Annotated in this window: 21 protein-coding genes and 1 tRNA gene; 15 read left to right on the top strand and 7 right to left on the bottom strand. The window is 58.8% G+C overall.

All coding sequences use genetic code 11. From position 1 onward, the window contains the following. Window positions 1–2: 2 nt before the first annotated feature. Window positions 3–1,019, top strand: coding sequence for a serine hydrolase domain-containing protein (locus ACTJKV_RS21300; protein WP_440599427.1), 1,017 nt, complete (start codon window positions 3–5; stop codon window positions 1,017–1,019). Window positions 1,020–1,030: 11 nt separating this feature from the next. Then, complete coding sequence (locus ACTJKV_RS21305; RefSeq protein WP_312806576.1) at window positions 1,031–2,146, top strand: anhydro-N-acetylmuramic acid kinase; 1,116 nt, start codon at window positions 1,031–1,033, stop codon at window positions 2,144–2,146. A gap of 20 nt (window positions 2,147–2,166) precedes the next feature. Here ACTJKV_RS21305 and ACTJKV_RS21310 read toward each other — a convergent pair whose 3' ends face one another. Together ACTJKV_RS21310 and xseA are read right to left on the bottom strand one after the other, a co-directional pair. After that, window positions 2,167–2,586, bottom strand: a complete 420-nt coding sequence (locus ACTJKV_RS21310; RefSeq protein ID WP_440599428.1) for a GNAT family N-acetyltransferase — start codon at window positions 2,584–2,586, stop codon at window positions 2,167–2,169. A gap of 27 nt (window positions 2,587–2,613) precedes the next feature. Continuing rightward, the gene (gene xseA, locus ACTJKV_RS21315) at window positions 2,614–4,215 is read right to left on the bottom strand and encodes an exodeoxyribonuclease VII large subunit (RefSeq protein WP_440599429.1); all 1,602 of its coding nucleotides are present in this window, start codon (window positions 4,213–4,215) and stop codon (window positions 2,614–2,616) included. 184 nt (window positions 4,216–4,399) lie between these two features. Here xseA and ACTJKV_RS21320 point away from each other — a divergent pair, with 184 nt between their 5' ends. The 6 genes from ACTJKV_RS21320 (at window position 4,400) to ACTJKV_RS21345 (ending at window position 8,280) form a co-directional block, all read left to right on the top strand. After that, window positions 4,400–4,615: a hypothetical protein gene (locus ACTJKV_RS21320; RefSeq protein WP_062427663.1), complete on the top strand. Its 216-nt coding sequence runs from the start codon at window positions 4,400–4,402 to the stop codon at window positions 4,613–4,615. Between the two features lie 102 nt (window positions 4,616–4,717). After that, a complete protein-coding gene (locus ACTJKV_RS21325; RefSeq protein WP_440599430.1) occupies window positions 4,718–5,044 on the top strand; it encodes a hypothetical protein in 327 nt (108 codons plus the stop codon). A 180-nt stretch (window positions 5,045–5,224) separates the two neighbouring features. Further along, a complete protein-coding gene (locus ACTJKV_RS21330; protein ID WP_062427661.1) occupies window positions 5,225–5,782 on the top strand; it encodes an isochorismatase family protein in 558 nt (185 codons plus the stop codon). Beyond that, window positions 5,782–6,774: a GlxA family transcriptional regulator gene (locus tag ACTJKV_RS21335; RefSeq protein WP_113180532.1), complete on the top strand. Its 993-nt coding sequence runs from the start codon at window positions 5,782–5,784 to the stop codon at window positions 6,772–6,774. The genes ACTJKV_RS21330 and ACTJKV_RS21335 overlap by 1 nt, the downstream gene beginning before the upstream one ends. A gap of 103 nt (window positions 6,775–6,877) precedes the next feature. Continuing rightward, a complete protein-coding gene (locus ACTJKV_RS21340; RefSeq protein WP_440599431.1) occupies window positions 6,878–7,828 on the top strand; it encodes an aldo/keto reductase in 951 nt (316 codons plus the stop codon). Window positions 7,829–7,836: 8 nt separating this feature from the next. Further along, the gene (locus ACTJKV_RS21345) at window positions 7,837–8,280 is read left to right on the top strand and encodes a GNAT family N-acetyltransferase (protein ID WP_113180530.1); all 444 of its coding nucleotides are present in this window, start codon (window positions 7,837–7,839) and stop codon (window positions 8,278–8,280) included. A 37-nt stretch (window positions 8,281–8,317) separates the two neighbouring features. Here ACTJKV_RS21345 and ACTJKV_RS21350 read toward each other — a convergent pair whose 3' ends face one another. After that, entirely contained in the window at window positions 8,318–9,781 is a 1,464-nt protein-coding gene (locus ACTJKV_RS21350; protein ID WP_427927920.1) for an HWE histidine kinase domain-containing protein, read from the bottom strand. Between the two features lie 498 nt (window positions 9,782–10,279). Here ACTJKV_RS21350 and ACTJKV_RS21355 point away from each other — a divergent pair. After that, window positions 10,280–10,369 (top strand) — tRNA-Ser (locus ACTJKV_RS21355). Between the two features lie 104 nt (window positions 10,370–10,473). Here ACTJKV_RS21355 and ACTJKV_RS21360 read toward each other — a convergent pair. The 3 genes from ACTJKV_RS21360 to ACTJKV_RS21370 form a co-directional block, all read right to left on the bottom strand. Next, window positions 10,474–10,740: a hypothetical protein gene (locus tag ACTJKV_RS21360; RefSeq protein WP_162741044.1), complete on the bottom strand. Its 267-nt coding sequence runs from the start codon at window positions 10,738–10,740 to the stop codon at window positions 10,474–10,476. A 218-nt stretch (window positions 10,741–10,958) separates the two neighbouring features. After that, on the bottom strand, window positions 10,959–12,275 hold the full coding sequence (locus ACTJKV_RS21365) for an MFS transporter (protein ID WP_082447464.1): 1,317 nt from the start codon (window positions 12,273–12,275) through the stop codon (window positions 10,959–10,961). A gap of 647 nt (window positions 12,276–12,922) precedes the next feature. Continuing rightward, the gene (locus ACTJKV_RS21370; protein WP_111850774.1) at window positions 12,923–13,252 is read right to left on the bottom strand and encodes a DUF2322 family protein; all 330 of its coding nucleotides are present in this window, start codon (window positions 13,250–13,252) and stop codon (window positions 12,923–12,925) included. A gap of 301 nt (window positions 13,253–13,553) precedes the next feature. On the opposite strand from ACTJKV_RS21370, the gene ACTJKV_RS21375 reads away from it, so the two are divergent. Further along, complete coding sequence (locus ACTJKV_RS21375; RefSeq protein WP_113180528.1) at window positions 13,554–13,910, top strand: hypothetical protein; 357 nt, start codon at window positions 13,554–13,556, stop codon at window positions 13,908–13,910. A gap of 70 nt (window positions 13,911–13,980) precedes the next feature. Here ACTJKV_RS21375 and ACTJKV_RS21380 read toward each other — a convergent pair whose 3' ends face one another. Further along, window positions 13,981–16,476, bottom strand: coding sequence for a methyl-accepting chemotaxis protein (locus ACTJKV_RS21380; protein ID WP_440599432.1), 2,496 nt, complete (start codon window positions 16,474–16,476; stop codon window positions 13,981–13,983). Window positions 16,477–16,882: 406 nt separating this feature from the next. Between ACTJKV_RS21380 and ACTJKV_RS21385 the strand changes: the two genes are divergently transcribed. From ACTJKV_RS21385 to ACTJKV_RS21405, 5 genes are all read left to right on the top strand, one after another. Then, the gene (locus ACTJKV_RS21385; RefSeq protein WP_440599433.1) at window positions 16,883–18,748 is read left to right on the top strand and encodes a glycoside hydrolase family 15 protein; all 1,866 of its coding nucleotides are present in this window, start codon (window positions 16,883–16,885) and stop codon (window positions 18,746–18,748) included. 232 nt (window positions 18,749–18,980) lie between these two features. Beyond that, window positions 18,981–20,096 (top strand): ABC transporter ATP-binding protein, encoded by a 1,116-nt coding sequence (locus tag ACTJKV_RS21390; RefSeq protein ID WP_440599434.1) that lies wholly within the window; start codon window positions 18,981–18,983, stop codon window positions 20,094–20,096. Then, a complete protein-coding gene (locus ACTJKV_RS21395; RefSeq protein WP_062445271.1) occupies window positions 20,093–20,743 on the top strand; it encodes an ABC transporter permease in 651 nt (216 codons plus the stop codon). The genes ACTJKV_RS21390 and ACTJKV_RS21395 overlap by 4 nt, the downstream gene beginning before the upstream one ends. Further along, complete coding sequence (locus ACTJKV_RS21400; protein ID WP_440599435.1) at window positions 20,740–21,411, top strand: ABC transporter permease; 672 nt, start codon at window positions 20,740–20,742, stop codon at window positions 21,409–21,411. Before ACTJKV_RS21395 ends, ACTJKV_RS21400 begins: the two co-directional genes overlap by 4 nt. Window positions 21,412–21,474: 63 nt before the next feature. Next, on the top strand, window positions 21,475–22,389 hold the full coding sequence (locus ACTJKV_RS21405) for an ABC transporter substrate-binding protein (RefSeq protein ID WP_062427649.1): 915 nt from the start codon (window positions 21,475–21,477) through the stop codon (window positions 22,387–22,389). The last annotated feature ends 34 nt before the right edge of the window (window positions 22,390–22,423 follow it).

Genomic DNA, 22,423 nt, shown 5'->3' on the forward strand with positions numbered 1-22,423 from the left:
CCATGGCCGAAGCATCGTCGCCTCTCCTTACGCCTTTCGACAATGGGTTTGGTCTTCTGAAAAACGCCGTGGAGGACGGTCGCATTCCAGGCGGCGTCTTCGGCATGATCGACCGTCAGGGCAAGCGACTGACAAGAGCGATCGGCCACGCGCAGAAGATGGGTGGCGAGCGCCCGATGACCCTCGACACATGGTTCGATCTCGCTTCGCTGACCAAGGTCATCTTCACCACGCGCAAGATCCTCGAATTGGCAGTTTCAGGCGCGATCGATCTCGATAGTTCCATTACGACACTCATTCCCGATTTCCGGCAATACGCCCCCGATTGCTGGGAACGGAAAGTGACTTTCCGCCAGTGCCTCGGCCACCAGACCCCGTTTCCGGCGGTAGAACCGGTCTACACCTATGGCGATGACCCCGACCGTCTGCGCGCCTTTGTCCTTCAGCGCGAATGGCGACATGGCGAGCCTGCCTATTCGGACATCAATTATATCCTGCTTGGCATCGCTCTCGAGAGGTTGGAAGCCAAGCGTATCCGCGAGATGGATGCCGGTCCGGGCTTTGCCTTTGAGAGCACGCCTGAAAAAACCGCGGCCACCGAGTTCTGCAGCTGGCGTAACCGGATAATCTGCGGCGAGGTGCATGACGAGAATTGTTACGCGCTTCAAGGCTCGGGCCATGCGGGACTGTTCGGCACTGTCGATGCCGTCCTCGCCTATGCCCAGTCGCTGTTGACAGGGAACGAGAATGGCGATCCCGTGGTCAGGCTGATGCGCCAACCGCTTTCGGACAAACGCACCCACGGCTGGGAACGCCCCTATGAAGGTTGGTCGGGTGGCGCGCGCTGCAACGATAGCGTTATCGGCCATACCGGCTTCACCGGCACCGGTCTCTGGATCGATTTCGACAAGGGCCGCGCCTGGACCTTGCTGACCAACCGTGTGCATCCGAGCCGCCACGTCGATAGCGGCATTTTCGCACTGCGGGCTGCTGTCGGCGATATGATCAACACGCATTGAGGAGAGACGACATGGAACCGATCTGGGCCGTGGGTTTGATGACGGGAACCGTGCTGGATGGCAACATCGACGTTGCGCTTCTTCACACCGATGGAGAACGCGTCGAGCGCTTTGGTGCCTACACGCTCGCACCCTATGATCAGGCGGTTCGCGATCTTCTGGAGGAGACGCTGGCTGAGGCCCGCAAATGGAATTTCGAAGGACCGGAGCCGGAGATTTTTGGCAGAGCGGAAGACGCGCTGACCCGCGCTCAGTCCGCTGCCGTGGCAGACCTCGTGAAGGATGCCGGGCTTTCGCTCTCCGATATCGGCGTCGTCGGCTTCCACGGGCAAACGGTTCTGCACCGCGCGCCGCAACCGGGTCGCCTTGGCGCCACGCGGCAACTGGGCGATGGCGAGTTGATGGCGAAGCTGCTCGGCACCAAGGTTGCCTATGATTTTCGCAGCGCCGACGTTCGCGCTGGTGGACAGGGTGCCCCGCTTGCTGCCGCCTACCACTCGGCGCTGTTGAAAGGCGTCGCGCAAGACGGAAGTGCTGCCATCCTCAATCTCGGCGGCGTCGGCAATGTCACCTGGAGCGATGGCAAGGGCCATGTCGTTGCCTTCGATACCGGCCCGGCCAATGCCCCGATCAACGACTGGATCAAGCAGCATGGACTGGGCGACATGGACCGTGACGGCTTGATCGCCGCATCGGGTCACGTCAACGAAGAGCGACTGGCGAAGCTGCTGCAGCATCCCTATCTCACCGCCCGCTTCCCGAAATCGCTGGACCGCTTCGATTTTGGTGCCAGCATGGCGGACGGCCTTTCGCTGGAAGACGGCGCGGCCACCTTGACGGCCTTCACCGCCTCCGCCGTCGGCAAGGCACTGGACCTTCTTCCACAGCGCCCGGAGAGACTGTTCGTTAGTGGCGGCGGTCGCCATAATCCGACGTTGATGAGAATGCTGGCAAAGCTGGCGCGAGTGGACGCGCAGCCTGCTGAAACACTGGGCTGGCGGGGCGATGCCGTAGAGGCAGAATGCTTTGCTTTTCTGGCCGTCCGCGTGCTGCGCAATATGCCGATCAGCTTCCCCACCACGACCGGCGCACCCGAACCGATGACCGGAGGTCGACTGGCGGCCTGAAATTTTTCGGGTAGGACCGTTTAGAGTCGCTTCTTCAGAAACTTCCGGGTGCGACCGATCGGAAAATCCGGCAACTCCCCGAACACCTCGTAACCCTGGCGGCGATAAGACTTCTCCGCCGCCGGGTTGAAGGTGTCGATCCAGGCGGAGTGGCAGCTACGCGCTCGCGCTTCGTCTTCCGCGGCCGCCAACATGCGGCCTGCCATCTGCTGGCCGCGAAGACTTTCGTGAACCCAAAGCCACTGTACGTAGAGCCAGCCCCAGGCCGTGTATCCATTGATGCCGGCAAGCAGCGCGCCGTCATCGCCACGAATGATCACCGCGAGCGGCACCCTGTCAGCGGAGCCTACATCAGCATCGTTGAATGCGCTAAGATTGGTACCGATGGCCGCAATGTCTTCGGGCGCAGGATGATCGGTCACTGTCAGATCGTGCTTCATGCCAGGTCTCCGAGACTGAAGAGCGCTTTAAAAAAGACTGCCCTGATTTCCCGGGTCGCTCGCAACCGGCTTCACGGATTTCTTGCGCACCTGAGCCGAGGACGTATCCGCCAGAGCCGGCGCATCAGCACCCGCCACCGCCGAAACTTCGCCATCGGCAAACTCCACCGAAATGACCGCACCGGGAGCAACGGCCGCGGCGCGGGTGAGTGGACGGTTCTCCTCATCGCGAATGACCGCATAGCCGCGCTTCAAGACGTTTTTGTAGGAAAGCGATTGCAAGATGCGCTCATGCGCAGCGAGACCGGATCTATTCTGCGCCATGCGATGAAGAACAGCCGTGTCGGCGCGCCGCACGCAAGCCAATAGTCGTTCTTTCTGCCGATCCAGCTGGCCAGAGAGACGCATCGGCAATGCGCGCAAGGATGAATCCGATGAAGACACCCGCGCCTTGGCTTGCAGCAGGCGTCTCTCGATCAATGCTTCTGCCCGTTGCATGCGTTCGTTCACACGCTGGCGATGCTGGCGCAGGCCGTGGCCGAGAACATCCGGCCGCAATCCGGACGCGGTGCGCTCGAAGCTGCGGCGCTTGTTCATGGTGTTGAGCTCAAGCCCTCTGCCAAGCCCGACGGATACCTCATCGAACCGACGGCGGGGAAGCGCCAGCAACTGGTCGAGCGAGGGAAGCGCGCGCACCAGCGCACGAAGTCCCTGGGCGCGATTATCCATATGCCGGCGCGTCGAACCAGATAGACGTGCCGCCAGACCGGCAAGCTGGGCCTCGAGATCGGCCCGAACCGGCACCGCCATTTCCGCAGCCCCTGTGGGCGTTGGCGCACGAACATCCGCGGCGTAATCGATCAAGGTCGTATCGGTTTCGTGGCCGACAGCCGAAATCAGCGGAATTGCGCTTTCCGCCGCCGCCCTCACGACGATCTCGTCGTTGAAGCTCCACAGGTCCTCGAGGCTGCCACCGCCACGCGCAACAATCAGCACATCGGGCCGGGGAATATCGCCGCCCTCAGGCAAAGCGTTGAAGCCCCGTATGGCATTCGCCACCTCCTCACCCGAACCTTCGCCCTGAACCTTGACGGGCCAGACCAGAACGTGAACCGGAAAACGATCGGAAATCCGGTGAAGGATATCGCGAATGACGGCACCTGTCGGCGAGGTCACCACACCAATCACATGCGGCATGTAGGGCAGCCGGCGCTTGCGTGCCTGATCGAACAGCCCTTCCGCAGCCAGCCTACGGCGGCGCTCTTCCAGCAATGCCATCAAAGCGCCTGCTCCCGCGGGTTCCAGGCTTTCGATGACGATCTGATACTTCGATGATCCCGGGAAGGTCGTGATCTTTCCCGTTGCGATCACTTCCATGCCCTCTTCCGGGCGGAACTTCAGCTTGGAAAAACTCCCTTTCCAGATGACAGCATCGATGCGTGCGCGATCGTCCTTCAGCGAAAAATAGGCGTGACCGGATGTGTGCTGTCCGCGATAGCCGGAAATCTCACCACGTACGCGCACCTGATCGAACGCTGTCTCCACCGTCCGCTTGATGGAACCGGACAGCTCGGAAACGGAAAATTCGGTGAGGTTGCTCAGCGCTGGCTGACTGAAAATATCGCTCATACCCAATGGTAACCGATGCGCCACGATTCGGGAACCGTAAGGACTTTGTGACAGTTTGAATAAAAACTGGCAGAATCGTTATACTGTGTTACCTTCGATATCTTGAAGTGCATGCCATCGAGGAGACATCGCAGCTTTTGAGGAGAAGATGCCTTGTCTTGATTGCTTTGGGAGGAGCGGCATCATGGAATTTGTTCTGGGAATAGCACTTGGCTTGAGTGCTGCGGCAACACGTTCGACCTTTGCCGTCGCGAGCGTCGGCATCCTTGTGGTGGCAGTCTTTGCAGCTGCCGCGCTTATGGCGGCAAGCGGCGTTTCGATTCTGACGCTTTTGGCGACGTTGGTAGGGCTGAACATCGGTGTCGCCATGGCCTTCGTCGGAGCGTTCGCGCTTCGGTAAGCAGCTGCTGACAACGCTCAATTGAGGACTTATGATCACGCTTGCTCATGATCGAGGTTTGGCGTGACATTTCTTCGTTTTATTTCTGTTCAGTTCACGTGCATGGCACTTGATGCTTTCGTCACGTGGATGCTCCTGTCACAGGTTGGCGTTCCGGTTCTGCTTGGAAAAACACTTAGCTTTCTTTCCACCGCAGCTTTTGCCGTTCTCTATCTGCGGCGCAGAGGCGCAATTGCGAGCACCAGCCGCTTCATCGTAACCAGCATCACTCTGATCTCGTTGCTCGTCAGCTACGGCATCTCCACGCTGCTCTTGTTGCGCAATCCTATGCTCCAATGGCCGTTGGCCTTAATTGCCGCCTTCGTTGCGGCTCTGCTTCTGTCCCTCATCGGCTACTGGCGCGCTCCTCGCTCAAGTCCCGGACGATGAAGCGACGTCCAAAGACGACGTGTAGCGCATCGAGAGTCTAACGTTCGCTTCTTCCTTCCGTCGAGGCTCTTCGACCACGAGCAAGATGGCCCGATATGTCCTCTTTTCGTCCGATGAACGCATTTCGCCTTTCTATCGCGGGCGTAAAACAGTATTCAGATGAACACTGGAGTTACAAAAATGTCCCACAACACCGCGCTTCTCGTTATCGACGTCCAGGAATCCTTCCGACACACACCCTACTTCGAAGAAAGCGGCCTGACGAAATTCATCGCAGCCCAACAGGCGTTGATCGATGGAGCGGAAGCGGCAGGCATTCCCGTCGTGCAGATTTTCCATGTCGATGGAGACCGGGCCTTCTCGGCCGAAAGCGGCTTTATTCGCACATTCGAAGGAATCAGCATCAACCCAAGCGTGACTTTCCAGAAGAACCGTCATTCGGCCTTCGTCGGCACCGGGCTTGACGTCTGGCTGACGCAGCGGGGGATCAACCGTCTGATCGTCTCCGGCATCCGTACCGAGCAATGCTGCGAGACCACAACGCGCCATGCCGCCGATCTCGGCTATAAGGTCGATTACGTGACGGAAGCCACGCTGACCTTCCCAATGACGCATGCCTCCGGCGAGGTCTTCTCGCCCGCCGACATTGCCAAGCGCACCGAACTTGTTCTTTCGGGACGATTTGCGCGCATTGCAACCGTCGAAGATGCAATCAATGATATGAGGAAGGCTGACTGATGAGCCAAGGGCCTGGCGACACGCCGCACGTCATTCCTGTTTTTGTGGTGCTGCCCCCGCAGACACTACTGCTGGATGTTGCCGGGCCTCTGGAAGTGCTGCGCTACGCCAATGAACAACAGAAGAAAATCCGCTTCGTTTGCCACTACATCGCAGCGCAGCCAAACCAGACGACGACGATAGGACTTGGCCTTTGCGGGCTTGAGCCTCTGCCAGATGTGCTGCCCGCACATGCGATGATCCTGATCTCCGGAAGCTCATCTATGACGCCGCAGCAGCCGGAGGCGTCCAAGGAACGGCGCGCTCTTTCCGACTGGCTGCTGCGAACGGTGAGGCCGGACACGACAATCGTCAGCATATGCTCCGGCGCGTTGATTGCCGCGGAGGCCGGGCTGTTCGATGGCCACTCTTGCACCACGCACGCCCACTGCATCGCCGATCTCAAGCGAATTGCGCCGCTTGCCTTGGTTCAGGAAAACAGGTTGTTCGTCGAGGATGGCAAACGCTTTTCAAGCGCTGGCATTTCCACCGGCATAGACCTCATTCTGCATCTCGTCTCGACCCTCGTCAGTCCAGAGGTCGCCGCCCGCATCGCGCAGATCATGGTGGTCTATATGCGCCGCACGACTCACGATCCACAAATTTCACCCTGGCTTTCGGGCCGAAACCACATTCACCCCTCCATTCATCGAGCCCAGGATGCCATCGTTGCAAATCCGGCAGAGGACTGGACGCTGGCGCGCCTCTCAGACATTGCCAATCTCAGCCAGCGACATCTGTCCCGGCTGTTTCGAGAGCAGACGGGGCTAAGCGTCGTGGACTATGTCAACCTCATCCGGGTGACCCTGGCGCGCGATATCATCTCCCAATCCAGGCTCGATATGGAGGCCGTGGCAGAACGCTCAGGCTTTGCCTCCGCGCGTCATCTGCGCCGCATCTGGCAGCAGCATCATGAAAAGCCACCGACTGCGTTTCGAAACCTCTCCTCGTGACAGGCGTTTGCCTCTTTGGCGAGATAATTGGATCACGGAAATTCAATAGTCATCGCCTGGCAGCACCGCTAAACCATTCGAGAGACAATTGAGGAGAAACTCCATGCAGAACCGAACGCTTGGCCGCACCGGCCTTCCCGTCGCGCCTATCGTCTTCGGTGGCAACGTCTTTGGCTGGACCGCAGACGAGAAGACCTCCTTTCAACTGCTGGACGCCTTCTTCGACGCCGGCTTCAATGCCATCGATACGGCCGATGTCTATTCGGCCTGGGTACCAGGCCATCAGGGTGGAGAATCCGAAGCGATCATCGGCAAGTGGCTGAAGAGCGGCTCCGTGAAGCGTGACGACGCCGTCATCATCACCAAGGTCGGCTTTGACAATAATGAGCGCAAGACAGGGCTGAGCGCTGACTGGATTGCCAAGGCGGTCGACGATTCGCTGCGTCGTCTGCAGACCGACTATATTGATCTCTATCTCGCCCATAAGCCGGATGATGCCGTGCCTCTTGAAGAAACGCTAGGCGCTTTTGCCCGGCTGAAAGAGGCTGGCAAGGTCAGAGCCATCGGCTGCTCGAACTACAATGCGCAGCAGCTTCAGGCCTCACTCGATGTCGCGGAAGCGACCGGGCTCGGACGTTTCGACGTTCTTCAGCCGGAATACAATCTCTATACCCGCGACAAGTTTGAAGGCCCGCTCGCGGACCTTTGCGCCCGCGAAGACATCGGCGTCATCAATTACTACAGCCTCGCTGCCGGTTTCCTGACCGGCAAATACCGAACCAAGGCCGACACCGAGGGTGTTGCGCGCTCCTATCGCGTCGCCAATTATCTCGATCCGCGTGGGCTTGCCATCCTTGGCGCCATGGACACAATCGCTGCTGAGACCGGTGCACGGCACGCCGACATTGCGCTCGCCTGGCTATTGGCAAAACCATCCGTAACGGCCCCGATCGCCAGCGCCACGAGCCTTTCGCAGTTGGAAAGCTTTAAACGCTCGGTCAACCTTCGCTTGAGCGACGAGATGATCCGGCTATTGGACGAAGCAGGAGCCTGACAGAGACAATGACACTGACGATCCGCGATGCCACCAGCAGTGACCGGGATGATTGGCTCCGTCTGTGGAAGGCGTACCTCGCCTTCTACAAGGTCGATCTACTAGACGACGTGACCGACCATACCTGGGAACGATTGCTGGACCCGGTATCGCGGCTATCAGTGCGACTTGCCGTTCTGGACGGCACGGTCGTCGGCTTCGCCATCCACCATTTTCATGAATCCACCTGGGCCAAGACGCCGGATTGTTATCTTGAAGATCTCTTCGTTGATGGCACCATCCGCGGCAAAGGCATCGGTCGCGCCCTGATCGAGGATCTCATTCGGATCTGCCACGAAAACGGATGGTCGCGCCTCTACTGGCATACGGATGAAGGCAATCACCGCGCCCAAGCGCTATATGACAGCTACGTCAAGAGCGACGGTCATATCCGCTATCGGCTGAAGTTCTAGAGCGCTCCCGCAGAGGTTTGCCAGCCTCTGGCGGCGCTCAGTGATCCTGCTGGAATGCGCGCAGATCAGCCACGACGTTGCATTGCAGACCGCTCGGCTCATAACGAACCGTGACCTTGCTATTCGAGACCCCGGACACCCCGGCCTTGATCAATCGTGAGCCAGCGCCCTCGCGGTCCGGTGGGCAGACCGGCGGACCGCTCTTTTCATGCCACGTAAATTCGAAGGTCTCCCGGTTCTCGCCAACAACTTGCCAGGAAATCTCGATCTTGCCAGTCGGCGTCGAGAGCGCTCCATACTTCACGGCATTGGTGGCAAGCTCATGGAGAATAAGGGAAAGCGACAGCGCCGGGCGAGAGCCGACGTGGATTTCCGGCCCCTCCACGATGAAGCGAGGCTCGCTCGGGTCATCATGCACCGCCAGCATCTGCCCAACGAGATTGCGGACCGTGGAGGAACCTAGCCCTCCCTGGATCACCGTATCATGGGCACGGCTCAAAATATTGATGCGCTCGGCGAGCGTCTGCCGCGCCACATTCATATCCGGTGCGGATCGCAATGTTTGCGATGCGATGGCCTGAACCATGGCCAACTGGTTCTTCAGGCGATGCCCAAGTTCATGCGCCACCAGTTCCTTGTGCCGCTCTTCGGCCAGGCGCTCGGTCACATCCTGTGCCTGAACCAGGATGCCGAAGATCTCGCCCACGGCATCACGCATCGGCTGATAGACCAGATCGATCGACCGATCCTGCTTTTCACCGCCCGGCCCGCGGTTCAGCTCGATCGACTGGCCTTTTGCGACAAAGGGTTTACCTGTCCTGTAGACCTCGTCGATCTTCTCGATATGCCCCTGCTGCGCCACTTCCGAAAGCGCCTCGGCGATTGGCTTGCCTATGATCTCGCGCCCGGCACCGATGATGGAATAACATTCCTCATTGGCAAATTCGAAAATGTGGTCGGGACCGATCAATGTGGCGATACCGCCAGGCGACAGTTCGAAGACCTGCCTAAGGCGCTCCTGCTGCAGCTTCTGCTCACGGCGCATCAGCACCTCGCCGGTGATTTCCGAGCACGCGCAGAACATGCCGAGCACCGTCCCCGAATGATCGCGAACCGGCGTATAGGAAAAGGCAAAATGCGTTTCCTCCGGATAGCCCTTGCGGTGCATGGTAAACTCGATGTCGTCCATCGATGTGCCCTGACCAGCATAGGCGGCACTGATGATCGGTTCGACCTTGTCCCAGATGTCAAACCACAGATCCTGAAAAGGCTTGCCAAAGGCGTCCGGGTGACGGTTGCCGCACATGAGCGAATAGCCGTCATTATAAAGGGTGATCTGCTGCGGCCCCCAAACGATCAGCATCGGCTGAAGCGAGCCAAGCATGACGTTGACAAGAACTTTCAGCTCGACGGGCCACGCGTCCTTTGGCCCTAGGGGATTGTTGTCCCAATCAAACTCCCGAAAAATCCGCCCGCATTCACCGCCGCTGACATAGTGCAAAGACATCCCCTTGGAGCAAGCGTATCAAGGCAGCATCGTTCCCGAACACGCCAACCGCAACTATAAAATCCGAGTACCAAAATCCAGTTGGTCCCGACGAAAGTCAGCGTTGCCGTTGCCAGCAGCGACCGCCCCATTTCGTGACCTCATTCAAATCAGAAGCACAATAGCCGAATACACATGAACGTGCCAGAGAGCCCGCCAATATGCAAAGGGTCGCAGGCTGCGTGGATTTCCGAAACTGCGTTTGAGCGCCCCTGGAGGCGCCTACTCAACTGCCTGAAAGAGACATGGCCACGCGCGGACGTGCTGTTGCTTAAGGTCGAAATCCCAGAATACAGAGGCTTACCGAACTCCAAGACTCTTTAGCCGGCGCGATATCGAAACCCTGCCTATTCCCAGGATCGCAATTCGCATGGTTTTCAAGACAAAACAGAATTTTACGCTTGCATGGCGCCATGGCTGTGGCTATGAACGGCCCGCTTACCACAGCGCGCCGGAGAGGTGGCAGAGTGGTCGAATGCACCGCACTCGAAATGCGGCATACCTGCAAGGGTATCGTGGGTTCGAATCCCACCCTCTCCGCCATAAATAACTTGGGTTATCAGCGCTCTTCATGATTTTCCGATTATTCAAGAACGTGAATGCCGCTGCGCAAATTGGCGAGGGCCAAATTTGAGGCGCTCCACCAGTCAGTGAATGTCAAAACGTCCTTTTTGAGAAGTAGCTTCACCCTCTCCGCCAAGCTGCTCGTCCCAAAATGGTTGTCGAACGTCTTTAAACCCTGAACCTAGCCACCCCACCACTCTGACTGATTTGCTGCTTCGCTTCTCAGCAATCGTTTGATTCAGGTGGGTATTGTTTCCTGAATAACCGGAAAGCACTATCTCAGCACTTTCGTCGATAGCTCTTCTCAAAAACGGCCAACACCTTTGAAGAATTTCTGAGGCTTCTATCATGGTCCGCTTGTGCGCGACATGGCTCGGTCGTCCATTGACGCGCCGCCCGGCGGGTAATCTCCATCATCTGTTTCAGGCGACACCTGATGGCATATTGGCATTTGCAAGATTATGCCACGTGAGAGCCGCTTGCGTTGCCTTATCAGCTTCTCGACGCATGCGATCATGACGGCCCACGCAGGCCGTCATGAGTTTTTGTGCTGTTCAGCCCAAACCCATCAAGACCTCGGCGGCAGAATTGGAAGAGGTTCTGCGCGACCGACGATGAAGGCGTAGGAGAAGGCGCCGACCAGTGCCATGCCGGCTGCCATCATGAAGGATGGCGTGTAGCTTCCGCCGAACATGTCCAGCAGAAATCCGAAGAGCAGCGGGCTGATGATGCCGGCGATGTTGGAGGCGAAGTTCTGGATGCCGCCGATCGAGGCGACGTGGCGGGAGCTTGGCGCGACGTCGGCGGGTAGCGACCAGATGCCTGTCGCGGCAATGGCAAGGCTGCTGTAAGAGATCGCCAGGAAGAACAGCGCCATATAGAGCGACTGTGTCAACGATGCCGGCAGGATGGCAGCGCCACCCAGCATGCCGCCGACCATGATGATCTTGCGCACCGTGGTGACATTGGCACCATTGCGGATTGCTCTATCGGCCAGCGCGCCGGCAATCCATGCGGTGACGACAGCAGAGAGACCTGGCAGCATGCCATATAGGCCAAGTTCCGCGAGGTTGAGGCCGCGGGCGGTCTTCAGGTAGCTTGGGAACCAGGTGAGGAAGAAGTAGATCACGAAGTTGAGGCAGAAGAAGCCGATCATCATGCCCCAGATGGTGCGGTATCTGAAGAGATCGACCCATTTGATCTTGGCTGCTTCAGGATCGTCGTTTTCGACGGTACGCCCGCCATTCTCGATGATGTAGCGACGCTCCAGGTCGTTTGCCCGCTCATGCTCTGTGGGATCGCGGTAGGTTACGTACCAGAAGAAGGCCCAGATGATGCCGACGGCGCCGAGGATGATGAAGGAATAGTGCCAGGTCGCCACGGCAATGATGGCCGTGACGATGGGCAGCGCCAAGACGGTGCCGACGCGAGAGCCCGAGTCGATGACAGCCGTTGCAAAGGCGCGCTCGCTCTTCGGGAACCATCGGGAGGCGGCTTTGGTGGCAGACGGATAGGCCGGGGCTTCACCGGCACCGAGCGCGAAACGAACGGCGAAGAAGGTCCAAAAGCTGTAGGCGAGCGGCGTCAATGCCGTAAAGACCGACCACCAGACGGCGGCAAGCGAAAAGGTCTTGCGCGCGCCGAGCTTGTCGGTGATCCAGCCGGCAAGCAGCATCATGCCGTCATAGGCCCAGAAAAACGCGCCGAGAATCAAGCCTTTCTCGGTGTTGGTGAGATTCAGGCCAAGCTCGGAGTCGATGAAGGGAAGCGCGACGCTCATATTGGCGCGATCGAGATAGTTGATCGAAATCCCGACAAAACACATGAACAGAATAAAATATCGAACTTTCGTGGCGCCGGCGGGCGCACTCTTTGGGTTTATCATGACATCGAACCTCCCTAGCATGATGAACTCACCGCAGGCCGCGGGATTGCTCTGCTTCTGAGGATCGAGCAGATGGCACCGATCTTTTCAGAACGATGGAAGGCCTTCGGCATGCCGGGCAACATCAACGGAAGAACAGACGTCCTCCGATAATGGCCAGCATCATTCATTTATCAATCAACTCTCCACCAGTAAATAGACGAAACGGGCGAGCCGATGCGAACGACAGGCGACGCTGGGATGCAGGGCACAACGTTATCTCTCGTTGGGACGCTGGCTCCCTATCGTCTGTTGGTCGGGGTCTGGGTCGAATAATCGATAAGCTGTTCTGCAGATGGACGCTGCGCGACTTGCTCGCTCAGCCTTAAGAGTTCGCCCGACATGGACGAAGACTAGAGATGCGGATGGATGCGGTCACTCCATCCGTGAGTGTGGATCTGGTGAGGCAAAATGCGGCTACAGCATCGGCCCGAAAATCGAGCTCGATTTTCGGAAAAGCACGATGTGTAAATTTGAAAAGGTAAAGCGTCCTTTGTGCGTCCAATAGGACACACGGCGCTTTAGGGCTTCTTAAGCGCAGGCCGTGCTCCGTGTCGGTCAAGAACGGTGACTGATCCGCGTTCTTATTGCTGGGCCATGCGCGACAATCAGCGCGCCGCGAGTTCGATCTTCAATGGAGCAGCACCGGCCACGATCTCCAGCAAGCGGTCGATGTTCGGATGGGCGCCGGGACGGTTCTTTGCGTCGGCCGTGTGCTCGGCGAAAATATCGAGCCCATGGGTCGCTGCTTGCCTGCTCAGCGTCCCGAAGCATTGCTCAAGATATTGATAGACGGCGAGCGAGCCTTGCTTGCCGGGCTGGTTTTCGATCGTGGCAACAATATTGCCGTCGGCATCAATGAGGTTGATCTTCGCCAGTCCATCGATCGAAGGCAGCAATTGCAGGTTATCCTTGAAGGAAGCGGTCGGCTCAATCATGATCTGGTTCTCCTAGAGCATCGGCCCGAAAATCGGACTCGATTTTCGGATAACACGATGCGTCGATTCAAAAAGGTAAAGCGTCTTTTGTCCGTCCAATAGGACGCACGGCGCTTTAGCGTCTGTTTCGCCAGCGTTTAGCAGCTTCATCACGCTGCCGCCACCGGCATCGACTGAGCTTTTGAATTGACGCTTTCGCTGCCATCACGCAGGCAAAAATCCTGATTGCCTGTCGGCATAAAGGCGCTATCATCGCGGTGTTGTAAGATCATTGTCTTTGGGAGGAGCAATAATGAGACGCATGTGGCCAGAGGAATTTTCCGCTCTACTCGACCATGCCGAAGAGGTGAACCTCTCCATTCCACCGGCAGAGGGCGGCGGCGGCAAGGAGCCGACCACGAGAAAGGCCCTCAAAGCCCGCATCACCCAGGACGACTTTGAGAAGATCTGGCCCCTGGCGGAAGCACGCTACCGGCTGGATGGCAAGTTTTCGGGCAAGGCGATTACGCTCATCGCCAACAACCCGCATTACCGGCAGTGGCACCCGTCTGATGGCGGTAGCGAAGAAGGCGTGGCAGACAGCGGCCACACATACACGACACGATACGTCATCGTGCATTTCCTATTGGATGAGGTGCGCGAACCCGTCGAGGCGTGAAAATGGCCTGATCGGCTTTGCGAAGCGATCGGTCATCCGATTGCCGAGCGACTGATCGCGCGCGGCAGCCTTAAGCTGCCGCGGCGTGCATCCCGCCCCTGACCGAACGCGTGGTGGCAAACTGCCCCACCATCTGCGCCAGTCTTTCGGTCTCGTGCACCAGGGTCTGTGCTGCTGCAGTCGTCTCCTCAACCATCGCCGCGTTCTGCTGGGTCACCTTGTCCATTGCGTCGCCAGCAGCGGAGACTTCGCGCAGGCTCACCGCCTGTTCGCGCGCTGCAATCGCAATCCTGTCAATGATAGCGCTGATACCACCCACCTGCTCGCAGATATCCTTCAGAGACATCCCCGTTTCATCGACGAGCTGAACGCCTGTCGTGACCTGGGCTGACGATGTGGAGATCAGAGCCTTGATCTCGCGTGCGGCACCGGCCGATCGTTGCGCCAGTTCACGCACTTCCTGAGCGACGACAGCAAAACCCTTACCGGCCTCTCCGGCGCGGGCCGCCTCCACCCCGGCATTCAGCGCCAGGAGGTTGGTCTGGAAAGCGATTTCGTCGATCACGCCGATGATGTTGCCGATCTTGGTCGAGGATTCCTGAATTTCGCTCATGGCACCGATGGCGCGCTCCACCACGATACCGCCACTCTCCGCATTGGTCTTGGCAAGGGACACCGTCTTCTGCGCGTGGCTTGCGCCATCGGCAGTGCCGTTGATGCCGCTTGCCACTTCACCAAGTGCGGCAACCGTTTCTTCAAGAGAAGCGGCCTGCTGCTCCGTGCGGCGGGCGAGATCGTTGGAGGCGCTTGAGATTTCAAACAGTCCCGACTGAATGGTGCCGACGCTCTGGATCACCGCATCGATGGCCTCTTCAAGCGTAGAAACCGCGCTGTTGAAGTGGTCTCTGATCCGATCGTAGCGTGGATCGACTGCGCCGATGCGCGCCGTCAGGTCGCCCTTGGAAAGCGCATCAAGACCCGTCGAAATCTGGCGGAAGGCATGTTCCATCGCCTGCGCTTCCGTCATGCGTTCAGCCTCGCGCTCGAGGCGCATATGTTCGGCCTGCTGTCTTTCCCGATCGGCCTCCGCCTCGGCATGGATGCGGGCGCGGTCATTTTGCTGAAACACCTGCAGCGCACCGATCATCTCACCGATTTCGTTGTCTGTCTTGGCAAGCTTCAGTTGGGTGTCGGCCTCGCCCCGTGCGAGCCGCGCCATGGCTTGCGCCACCTGCATCATCGGGCGAGCCACGGAGCGAACCATGAAGAGCGCGATCGCCATCGCCAGGACAAGGCTGAACAGGCCAGCACCCCACATCCAGGATGTGCCCTGGCTGCCTTGACGTTCCGAAGTCGAGGCGATTTCGCCGGCGATCTTCACGATGCCGTCGGTAACGCTTTGCAATGTGGAAACGACGAGCGACGCCTGCTGGTCGGATGTCGCCAGATTGGTCTTCATCGCGTCGAAGGACTGACCGAGCTGAGCGAGATTGGCGGTCATATCGGTGCCGCTGGTTTTCGACAGCATGGTGCCCAGCGCTTGCGCCTTCTTCAGCCCGGCCGCAATCACCTCGGCGGAGTCTGTCGATGGCTGGACGCGGTATCGTTCGACCTGGGCAAGCGTGTCCTTCAACACATTGCTGAAATTGCGCGCCGTACCGGAAATGATGCGCGCCTTGGAGCGCGCCTTGTCCTTCTCGCTTTTGGAGGCAAGTTCGGTCTCGGCGGATTTGCGCAGCGCTTCGTCAAGCGCCTGGGTGATGGTGGAAATCTTGGAGAAGAGGGCGAAATCCTGCGTTGAAACCAGTGCCGCGCCATTGTCCTTGGCAATCGCTTCTTGGATATCCGCAAATGTCGCCGCCAGATTGCTAACGATCGGCTGGATGTCCGGCGTGCCGCCGAGCTTCACGACTTCGGCAAGGCCTGCCTCGGCACGCGCCATCGGTTCGGCAAGCTGCGCGGTAGAGACCTGAGCGCCTTGGCCTGCGGCACGAACCAGCGCAAGCTCGATCGCGTTGATGCCTTCATTGAAGGTGCTGGCGTTCTGAATGAGAATGCGGATGCTGTTGAGCGTCACCAGCGCGTTGTTGGAATTGGTCTCTGCCTGGCTGGCAATATCCTGAGAGGTCTTCTCGGTCTGTTCGGCAAGCGTCACCATGCTGCCAGCGGCATCGCGCAAGGCAGTCCCCGCCTTCTGAACAGTATCCTGCGAGGCCGCAAGGGCTTTTACCGCGTCGGATGTCTTGGCGATCCCGCTGGAGAGTTCGGATTTCTCGCTTGTGGAAAGAGCAAGCGCGTTGAGCTTGGATTGGGCCGTATCGAGAGCGCCGACAGCCTCGTCGATCCATTTGGGATCCTTGCTGACGAGATATTGGATGATCGCGCCTTCGGCCTTGTTGGCGCCGATCAGCACCTTCGACGTGTCCACCGTCTGGGTTACGGCGCCGGTCAGGCTTCCCATGCCCCGAATGCCAACAACTGCCACAAGCACGACCGATATGAGCAGCAGCGCCATCCCACCCGTCGTTCTGAAACCGATGGACTTCACCTTCTGGGATAATGCCATGCTCGTACCCTCTTCCCCACAGCGGCTTAGCCGGCTGACCACCGGCAGACGCTAGAGGAAATGGATAAAAAACATCTTAAGTATCGAACGAGTATCGGCCACGCCGATACGGAGACGTCTTCGAAAAGGCCCCGGTATCAGCAGGATTGCATCATATGTCATGGTCGTCGCTGTTGATGCACGATGCGCTTGGGCGACGAGGTCTGGTCTTCATGTCTCGGCACCTTCCACTCTCGCCACGGAATACAGTCCTTTCGCTAAGAGATTGGCGGGCTTGGAACACAAGGCGAAAGATGACGTTGTGAAGAAAATGTCATGGATGAAGAAGCACTGCTCGACTTTTTCGACACGTTGAAATTAGACGCTTCTTTCGGCTGGCATGCGATTACACATGATGGATTATCGAATGGACATCCGCACGCACTCTGACGTCGAAAGCCATAATCTCTCAAGAGATGAGAACGCGGGCAGCAACATCCCGCGGCCGATCTCAGATCACGGTATCGTCGGCGATCTGGCAACACTGGCGCTTATTGCTAAAGACGGTGCGATCGATTTCATGTGTTGGCCAAATTTCGATAGCCCAACCATCTTTGCCGGCCTGCTCGATCCGGAACGCGGTGGTCTGTTTGAAATCCTGCCGGATATTCCCGATGTTCGGATCGTGCAGCATTATCGGCCAGATACCAATGTGCTGGTCACTCGCTGGATGGGCGAGAACGCCAGCGCCGAACTCACGGACTTCATGGCGGTGAGGGAAGACAGTGCCTCTACCTCAACGACATTGGTGCGGCGACTGAGAGTGACACGCGGGACGATTGCCCTCACGCTACGCTGTGCGCCTCGGTTCGACTATGCAAGGCAGAAAGAAACAGCGGAGGTTTACGGTCACACTGCCCTTTGGCGGCCGAAGCACTGCGACGGGATCAGGCTCACTTCCAGTCTCACGCTTCAGCCGCTCGATGGCGACGTGATCTGCAAGGCAAACCTGACCGCCGGAGAAACAGCCGATTTCGTTCTGACCGGCGCCGACGAAGAGGCAATGGACCTGGCAGACGTCGCGGGGTTCGAGGACGCGACGATCCAGTATTGGCAGGACTGGGCCGCACAATCGTCCTATCGTGGTCGGTGGCGCGAAATCGTGACCCGTTCTGCCCTGACGCTGAAACTGATGACGTCACGCCGCCACGGGTCGATCATTGCCGCGGGAACCTTCGGGCTGCCAGAGGCACCTGGCGGAGTCCGAAACTGGGACTACCGCGCAACCTGGATCCGCGACGCATCCTTCACGGTCTATGCGCTGATGCGGCTTGGCTATCAGCAGGAAGCGCAAGACTTCACATCCTGGATCGGCAAACGCGCGATGCGATGCGGTGCGAATGGAAAGCTCGACATCATGTACGCCGTCGACGGAAGCACAGTCGCCGATGAGGTATCTCTCGATCACTTAAGTGGATATGGCGGAGCGCGTCCCGTGCGGATCGGAAATGGTGCGGCAAAACAGGTGCAACTCGATATCTATGGCGAGTTGATGGATGCCGTCTATCTCAGCAACAAATACGGCCACGCCATTTCCCATGATGGCTGGAACGGTGTGCGCGATATCATCAACTATGTCTGCGAACACTGGGAAGAGCCTGATGCCGGCATTTGGGAAATGCGGCGCGGCCCGCAGCATTTCCTGCATTCGCGCCTCATGTGCTGGGTCGCAGTCGACCGCGCCATTCGCCTGGCGAGCAAGCGATCGCTCGCGGCACCCTTCAGCCGATGGATCGACGTTAGAAACAATATCTACGAAGACATCTGGGCAAACTTCTGGAACGAGGAGAAAGGACACTTCGTCCAGACCAAGGGTGGAGACACCCTCGACGCCTCGCTGCTGCTGATGCCGCTTGTGAGGTTCGTCAGCGCCACCGACCCGCGCTGGTTGGCAACTCTGGACGCGATCGGTGACACGCTCGCCGATGACGGACTGGTTCATCGCTACAAGAGCGAGGACGGCTTGAGCGGTCAGGAGGGGTCGTTCTCTGCCTGCTCGTTCTGGTACGCCGAATGCCTGGCAAGGGCTGGTGACTTGAAGAAAGCGCGTGCGACCTTCGAAGCACTGTTGAATTACGCCAACCATCTGGGCCTTTACGCAGAAGAGTTCGACCACCGTGGTGAGTTGCTCGGAAACTTCCCGCAGGCCTTTACACATCTGGCCCTGATCAGTGCCGCCTTCTATCTGGACAGAGAGCTTGACGGCAAAAGTCCGCAGCAATGGCGACCCTGATATCATTCACGACGGGAACCGTCATACCAGCTGTTTTGCTTTATTCCCGCCTTCCATCTGCGGGCGTCAGGGTCGCGGAAGCGCTATAGCCTCAGCATAAGATTTAAGCACAAAAAAAGACGCATTTTCCTTAAGCACCCCCGCTTGCGCACCGCATAACTTCGTGCTTGTATAGACAACCAAGGAGACTGGATCGCTGGCGACATCCGGGACCAGAAAAGGGAACGCGCCTATGATAACATTCGATCATGTCAGCAAGCACTATCGGGGGCCGACCACGGCTGTCGACAATCTGTCGCTGACGGCTCCCAGCGGCAAGCTCACCATTTTCGTTGGCCCATCGGGTTGCGGCAAGACGACGTCGCTTCGCATGGTCAACCGGCTGATCACGCCCTCCTCGGGCAGGATTCTTCTCGATGGCGAACCGACGGACGCCATGGATGTGGCGCTGCTGCGCCGCAAGATCGGTTACGTCATTCAAAATGCCGGCCTCTTTCCCCACCGCACCGTCGTGCAAAACATTGCAACAACCGCGCGGCTGAACGGAACGCCCAAGGAGCAGGCGCTTCGGACCGCGCACGATCTTCTGGAGCGCGTCGGCCTCTCTTCGGCTTTCGCCAATCGCTATCCCTGGCAGCTTTCCGGCGGCCAGCAGCAGCGCGTCGGCGTTGCGCGTGCACTCGCTTCAGATCCGAAATTCATGCTGATGGACGAGCCTTTCAGCGCCGTCGATCCCGTGGTCCGTGGTCAATTGCAGGACGAATTCCTCCGCCTCCAGCGTGAAATCGGCAAGACCATCATCATGGTCACGCATGATATCGACGAGGCTCTGAAGCTTGGCGATCAGGTCGCGGTTCTGCGCACTGGCGGAACGCTGGCGCAGATCGCCACTCCCCAGGAATTGCTGGCACGACCCGCAGACGAATTCGTCGCCGATTTCATCGGACGCGACAGGGGTTATCGCATCCTGGGTTTTGCCGACTTCAACGATGATGGCGTGCAACTTGGCCAGGAACCGACAGCCACGCTCGGCGCCACACCGGAATCCCTTCGCCAGATTGCGACCGACAGATGGGTGCTCGTCGCCGACGCCGAGAACCGCCCGTTGGGTTGGGCCGATGTGGAAAGCATCAAGGCTCCTTTGAGAGAGGGCGATCTCAATCTCAGCGGCACGCTTGCGGTGGAAGGCAGCAGTCTGCGCAACGTTCTTGACGCCGCCCTCAGTTCACCCTCAGGCCGAGGCGTGATCGTCGGTCCGTCAGGCACATTGGCAGGCACCGTCGCTTTGTCTCATGTTGTCACCGCGATCGAGGCCGCACGCACCGGTCGCGCGAGGGCGCAAGCATGAGGTTCGATTGGCTGTACCGCGAGTCCGGCCGTATCGCCGAACTCTTCCTCTGGCACCTCTGGCTTTCGGTCATCCCCGTCGTCATTGGCCTCCTCCTCGCGCTGCCGCTTGGCTGGCTTGCGCACCGGGCCGGCTTCTTCCGCTCCACGATGCTTGGTGCGGCTGGTTTGCTCTACACAATCCCGTCGCTTGCCCTCTTCGTTCTGCTACCGCTCGCTCTCGGCACACGCATTCTCGATCCGCTCAACGTGGTTGTCGCGCTGACGATCTATGCGCTGGCGCTTCTCATCCGCACTGTCACCGACGGTCTCGATTCCGTACAGCCCGATGTCATTCAGGCTGCCAATGCCATGGGATACCGCACATTGCCGCGGCTTCTCTTCGTTGAGCTACCGCTTGCCGTACCCGTGATTGCCGCGGGCCTGCGCGTTGCGGTGGTATCCAACGTCAGTATCGTTTCCGTCGCAGCACTCGTGGGCACGCCGCAGCTCGGTCTTCTGTTTACACAAGGGCTTCAACTGCGCTTCCTGACGCCGATCATCGCCGGTATCGTTCTGTGCGTGCTGCTGGCAGCGCTGCTCGACGGGATCGTGCTCTTTGCCACGAAACGCCTGACACCATGGCAGCCCGGAGGTGCAGAACGATGATCGCATGGTTTTCCGATCCGGCCCACTGGACAGGCACCGACGGCGTCTTCGCGCTCGTCATCCAGCACCTGATCTATAGCGGCATTGCCCTCTTCTTCTCCTGCCTGATCGGCCTGCCGATCGGTCTTTATGTCGGCCACACCGGCCGCGGCGTGGTTGTCATCGCAGGCCTTGCCAATGCCCTGCGTGCACTGCCGAGCCTGGGTTTGATCGTGTTGCTCGTCATTCTCTTCGGTCCGGTCTTTGCCTCCGACATGGCGTTCATCGTGCCCAGCATCATTGTTCTCGTGCTTCTGGCCGTGCCGCCCATCATGAGCGCGACCTATGCCGGCGTTGCGGCGGTGGATCCCGCAGCGGTGGATGCGGCGCGCGGCATGGGCAAGCGGCCGCTCGATATTCTCTTTGATGTCGAACTTCCTTGCGCCCTGCCGCTGATCTTCTCCGGGCTTCGGAGCGCGACATTGCAGATCATCTCAACGGCAACCATTGCGGCTTACGTATCGCTTGGCGGTCTTGGGCGCCTCATCATCGATGGCCGTGCGCAGAACGACTACTACCAGATGGCGGCGGGCGCCGTTCTGGTCGGTGCGCTCGCCCTTATGGTCGACCTGGTGATCGGCATCATATCGAGGCTCACGGTCTCACCAGGACTAACCCGCCGGGCATAGGGTGGGCATCAACCAAAACTGCATTTTCATTCTGAAGACGTTGACACAAAAGGAGTAGCTTGCATGGCATTCAATATCTTAAAGGCCGCCGGCGCATTCGCGCTGATCGCGCTTTCCGCCACCACGACGCTTGCGCAGACCGATCCTCTCGGGAATGCTCCGGCTCAGCGTTCGGACACGTCCACCATCATCGTCGGCTCGGCCGACTTCCCTGAAAGCCAGCTTCTGGCCACCATCTATGCCAAGGCTTTGGCCGCCAAGGGCATCAAGACGGAAACCAAGCTCAGCATCGGCAGCCGCGAAGTCTATATGCCGGCACTTCTCGATGGCTCGATCGACCTCCTGCCGGAATATGCCGGCGCGACCTTGAGCTATCTCGACAAGAACGCCACCGCCCATTCGCCGGCGGACGTCGCTGCAGCACTGACAAAGGCGCTGCCCGAGGGTGTCGTCATGCTGACGCCATCCGCGGCTCAGGATTCCGATGGTGTGGCGGTCACCCGTGCCACTGCCGAGAAATACAAGCTGAAGACCATTGCTGATCTCAAGCCCGTGGCGTCCGAACTGGTGCTTGGTGGCCCGCCGGAATGGAAGACCCGCAAGGAAGGCATCATTGGCCTGAAGGAACTCTACGGTCTTGAATTCAAGTCGTTCAAGTCTCTCGACGTCGGTGGCCCTCTGACCCTGTCGGCACTGCTGAACGACCAGGTTCAGGCGGCAAACCTCTTCTCGACGGACCCGGCGATTGCTGCCAACGACTTGATCATTCTGGAAGACATCAAGAACCTGTTCCCAGCCCAGAACATCGTGCCGATCATGGCCAAGGCCAAGGTCAACGACACGGTCACCAAGACACTGGATGCGGTTTCGGCCGCTCTGACGACCAAGGACCTCATCGTTATGAACGGTCGCCTTGCCAACCATGACAGCTTCGACGTGGTTGCCGAAGAGTGGCTGACGACGCACAAGTTGAACTGACGGCTGTTTGCGGGTATGGCACGCACCATACCCG

Origin of the sequence: Agrobacterium sp. 22117 (genome assembly GCF_052045735.1) — a bacterium.
Taxonomy (GTDB): Bacteria; Pseudomonadota; Alphaproteobacteria; order Rhizobiales; family Rhizobiaceae; genus Agrobacterium; species Agrobacterium cavarae.

Excerpts from the sequence above, each read along its gene's own strand:
- ACTJKV_RS21300 (WP_440599427.1), top strand. The coding sequence starts at position 3 with ATGGCCGAAGCATCGTCGCCTCTCCTTACGCCTTTCGACAATGGGTTT.
- ACTJKV_RS21305 (WP_312806576.1), top strand. The coding sequence starts at position 1,031 with ATGGAACCGATCTGGGCCGTGGGTTTGATGACGGGAACCGTGCTGGAT.
- ACTJKV_RS21310 (WP_440599428.1), bottom strand. The coding sequence starts at position 2,586 with ATGAAGCACGATCTGACAGTGACCGATCATCCTGCGCCCGAAGACATT.
- xseA (WP_440599429.1), bottom strand. The coding sequence starts at position 4,215 with ATGAGCGATATTTTCAGTCAGCCAGCGCTGAGCAACCTCACCGAATTT.
- ACTJKV_RS21320 (WP_062427663.1), top strand. The coding sequence starts at position 4,400 with ATGGAATTTGTTCTGGGAATAGCACTTGGCTTGAGTGCTGCGGCAACA.
- ACTJKV_RS21325 (WP_440599430.1), top strand. The coding sequence starts at position 4,718 with ATGGCACTTGATGCTTTCGTCACGTGGATGCTCCTGTCACAGGTTGGC.
- ACTJKV_RS21330 (WP_062427661.1), top strand. The coding sequence starts at position 5,225 with ATGTCCCACAACACCGCGCTTCTCGTTATCGACGTCCAGGAATCCTTC.
- ACTJKV_RS21335 (WP_113180532.1), top strand. The coding sequence starts at position 5,782 with ATGAGCCAAGGGCCTGGCGACACGCCGCACGTCATTCCTGTTTTTGTG.
- ACTJKV_RS21340 (WP_440599431.1), top strand. The coding sequence starts at position 6,878 with ATGCAGAACCGAACGCTTGGCCGCACCGGCCTTCCCGTCGCGCCTATC.
- ACTJKV_RS21345 (WP_113180530.1), top strand. The coding sequence starts at position 7,837 with ATGACACTGACGATCCGCGATGCCACCAGCAGTGACCGGGATGATTGG.
- ACTJKV_RS21360 (WP_162741044.1), bottom strand. The coding sequence starts at position 10,740 with ATGATAGAAGCCTCAGAAATTCTTCAAAGGTGTTGGCCGTTTTTGAGA.
- ACTJKV_RS21365 (WP_082447464.1), bottom strand. The coding sequence starts at position 12,275 with ATGATAAACCCAAAGAGTGCGCCCGCCGGCGCCACGAAAGTTCGATAT.
- ACTJKV_RS21370 (WP_111850774.1), bottom strand. The coding sequence starts at position 13,252 with ATGATTGAGCCGACCGCTTCCTTCAAGGATAACCTGCAATTGCTGCCT.
- ACTJKV_RS21375 (WP_113180528.1), top strand. The coding sequence starts at position 13,554 with ATGTGGCCAGAGGAATTTTCCGCTCTACTCGACCATGCCGAAGAGGTG.
- ACTJKV_RS21380 (WP_440599432.1), bottom strand. The coding sequence starts at position 16,476 with ATGGCATTATCCCAGAAGGTGAAGTCCATCGGTTTCAGAACGACGGGT.
- ACTJKV_RS21385 (WP_440599433.1), top strand. The coding sequence starts at position 16,883 with ATGGACATCCGCACGCACTCTGACGTCGAAAGCCATAATCTCTCAAGA.
- ACTJKV_RS21390 (WP_440599434.1), top strand. The coding sequence starts at position 18,981 with ATGATAACATTCGATCATGTCAGCAAGCACTATCGGGGGCCGACCACG.
- ACTJKV_RS21395 (WP_062445271.1), top strand. The coding sequence starts at position 20,093 with ATGAGGTTCGATTGGCTGTACCGCGAGTCCGGCCGTATCGCCGAACTC.
- ACTJKV_RS21400 (WP_440599435.1), top strand. The coding sequence starts at position 20,740 with ATGATCGCATGGTTTTCCGATCCGGCCCACTGGACAGGCACCGACGGC.
- ACTJKV_RS21405 (WP_062427649.1), top strand. The coding sequence starts at position 21,475 with ATGGCATTCAATATCTTAAAGGCCGCCGGCGCATTCGCGCTGATCGCG.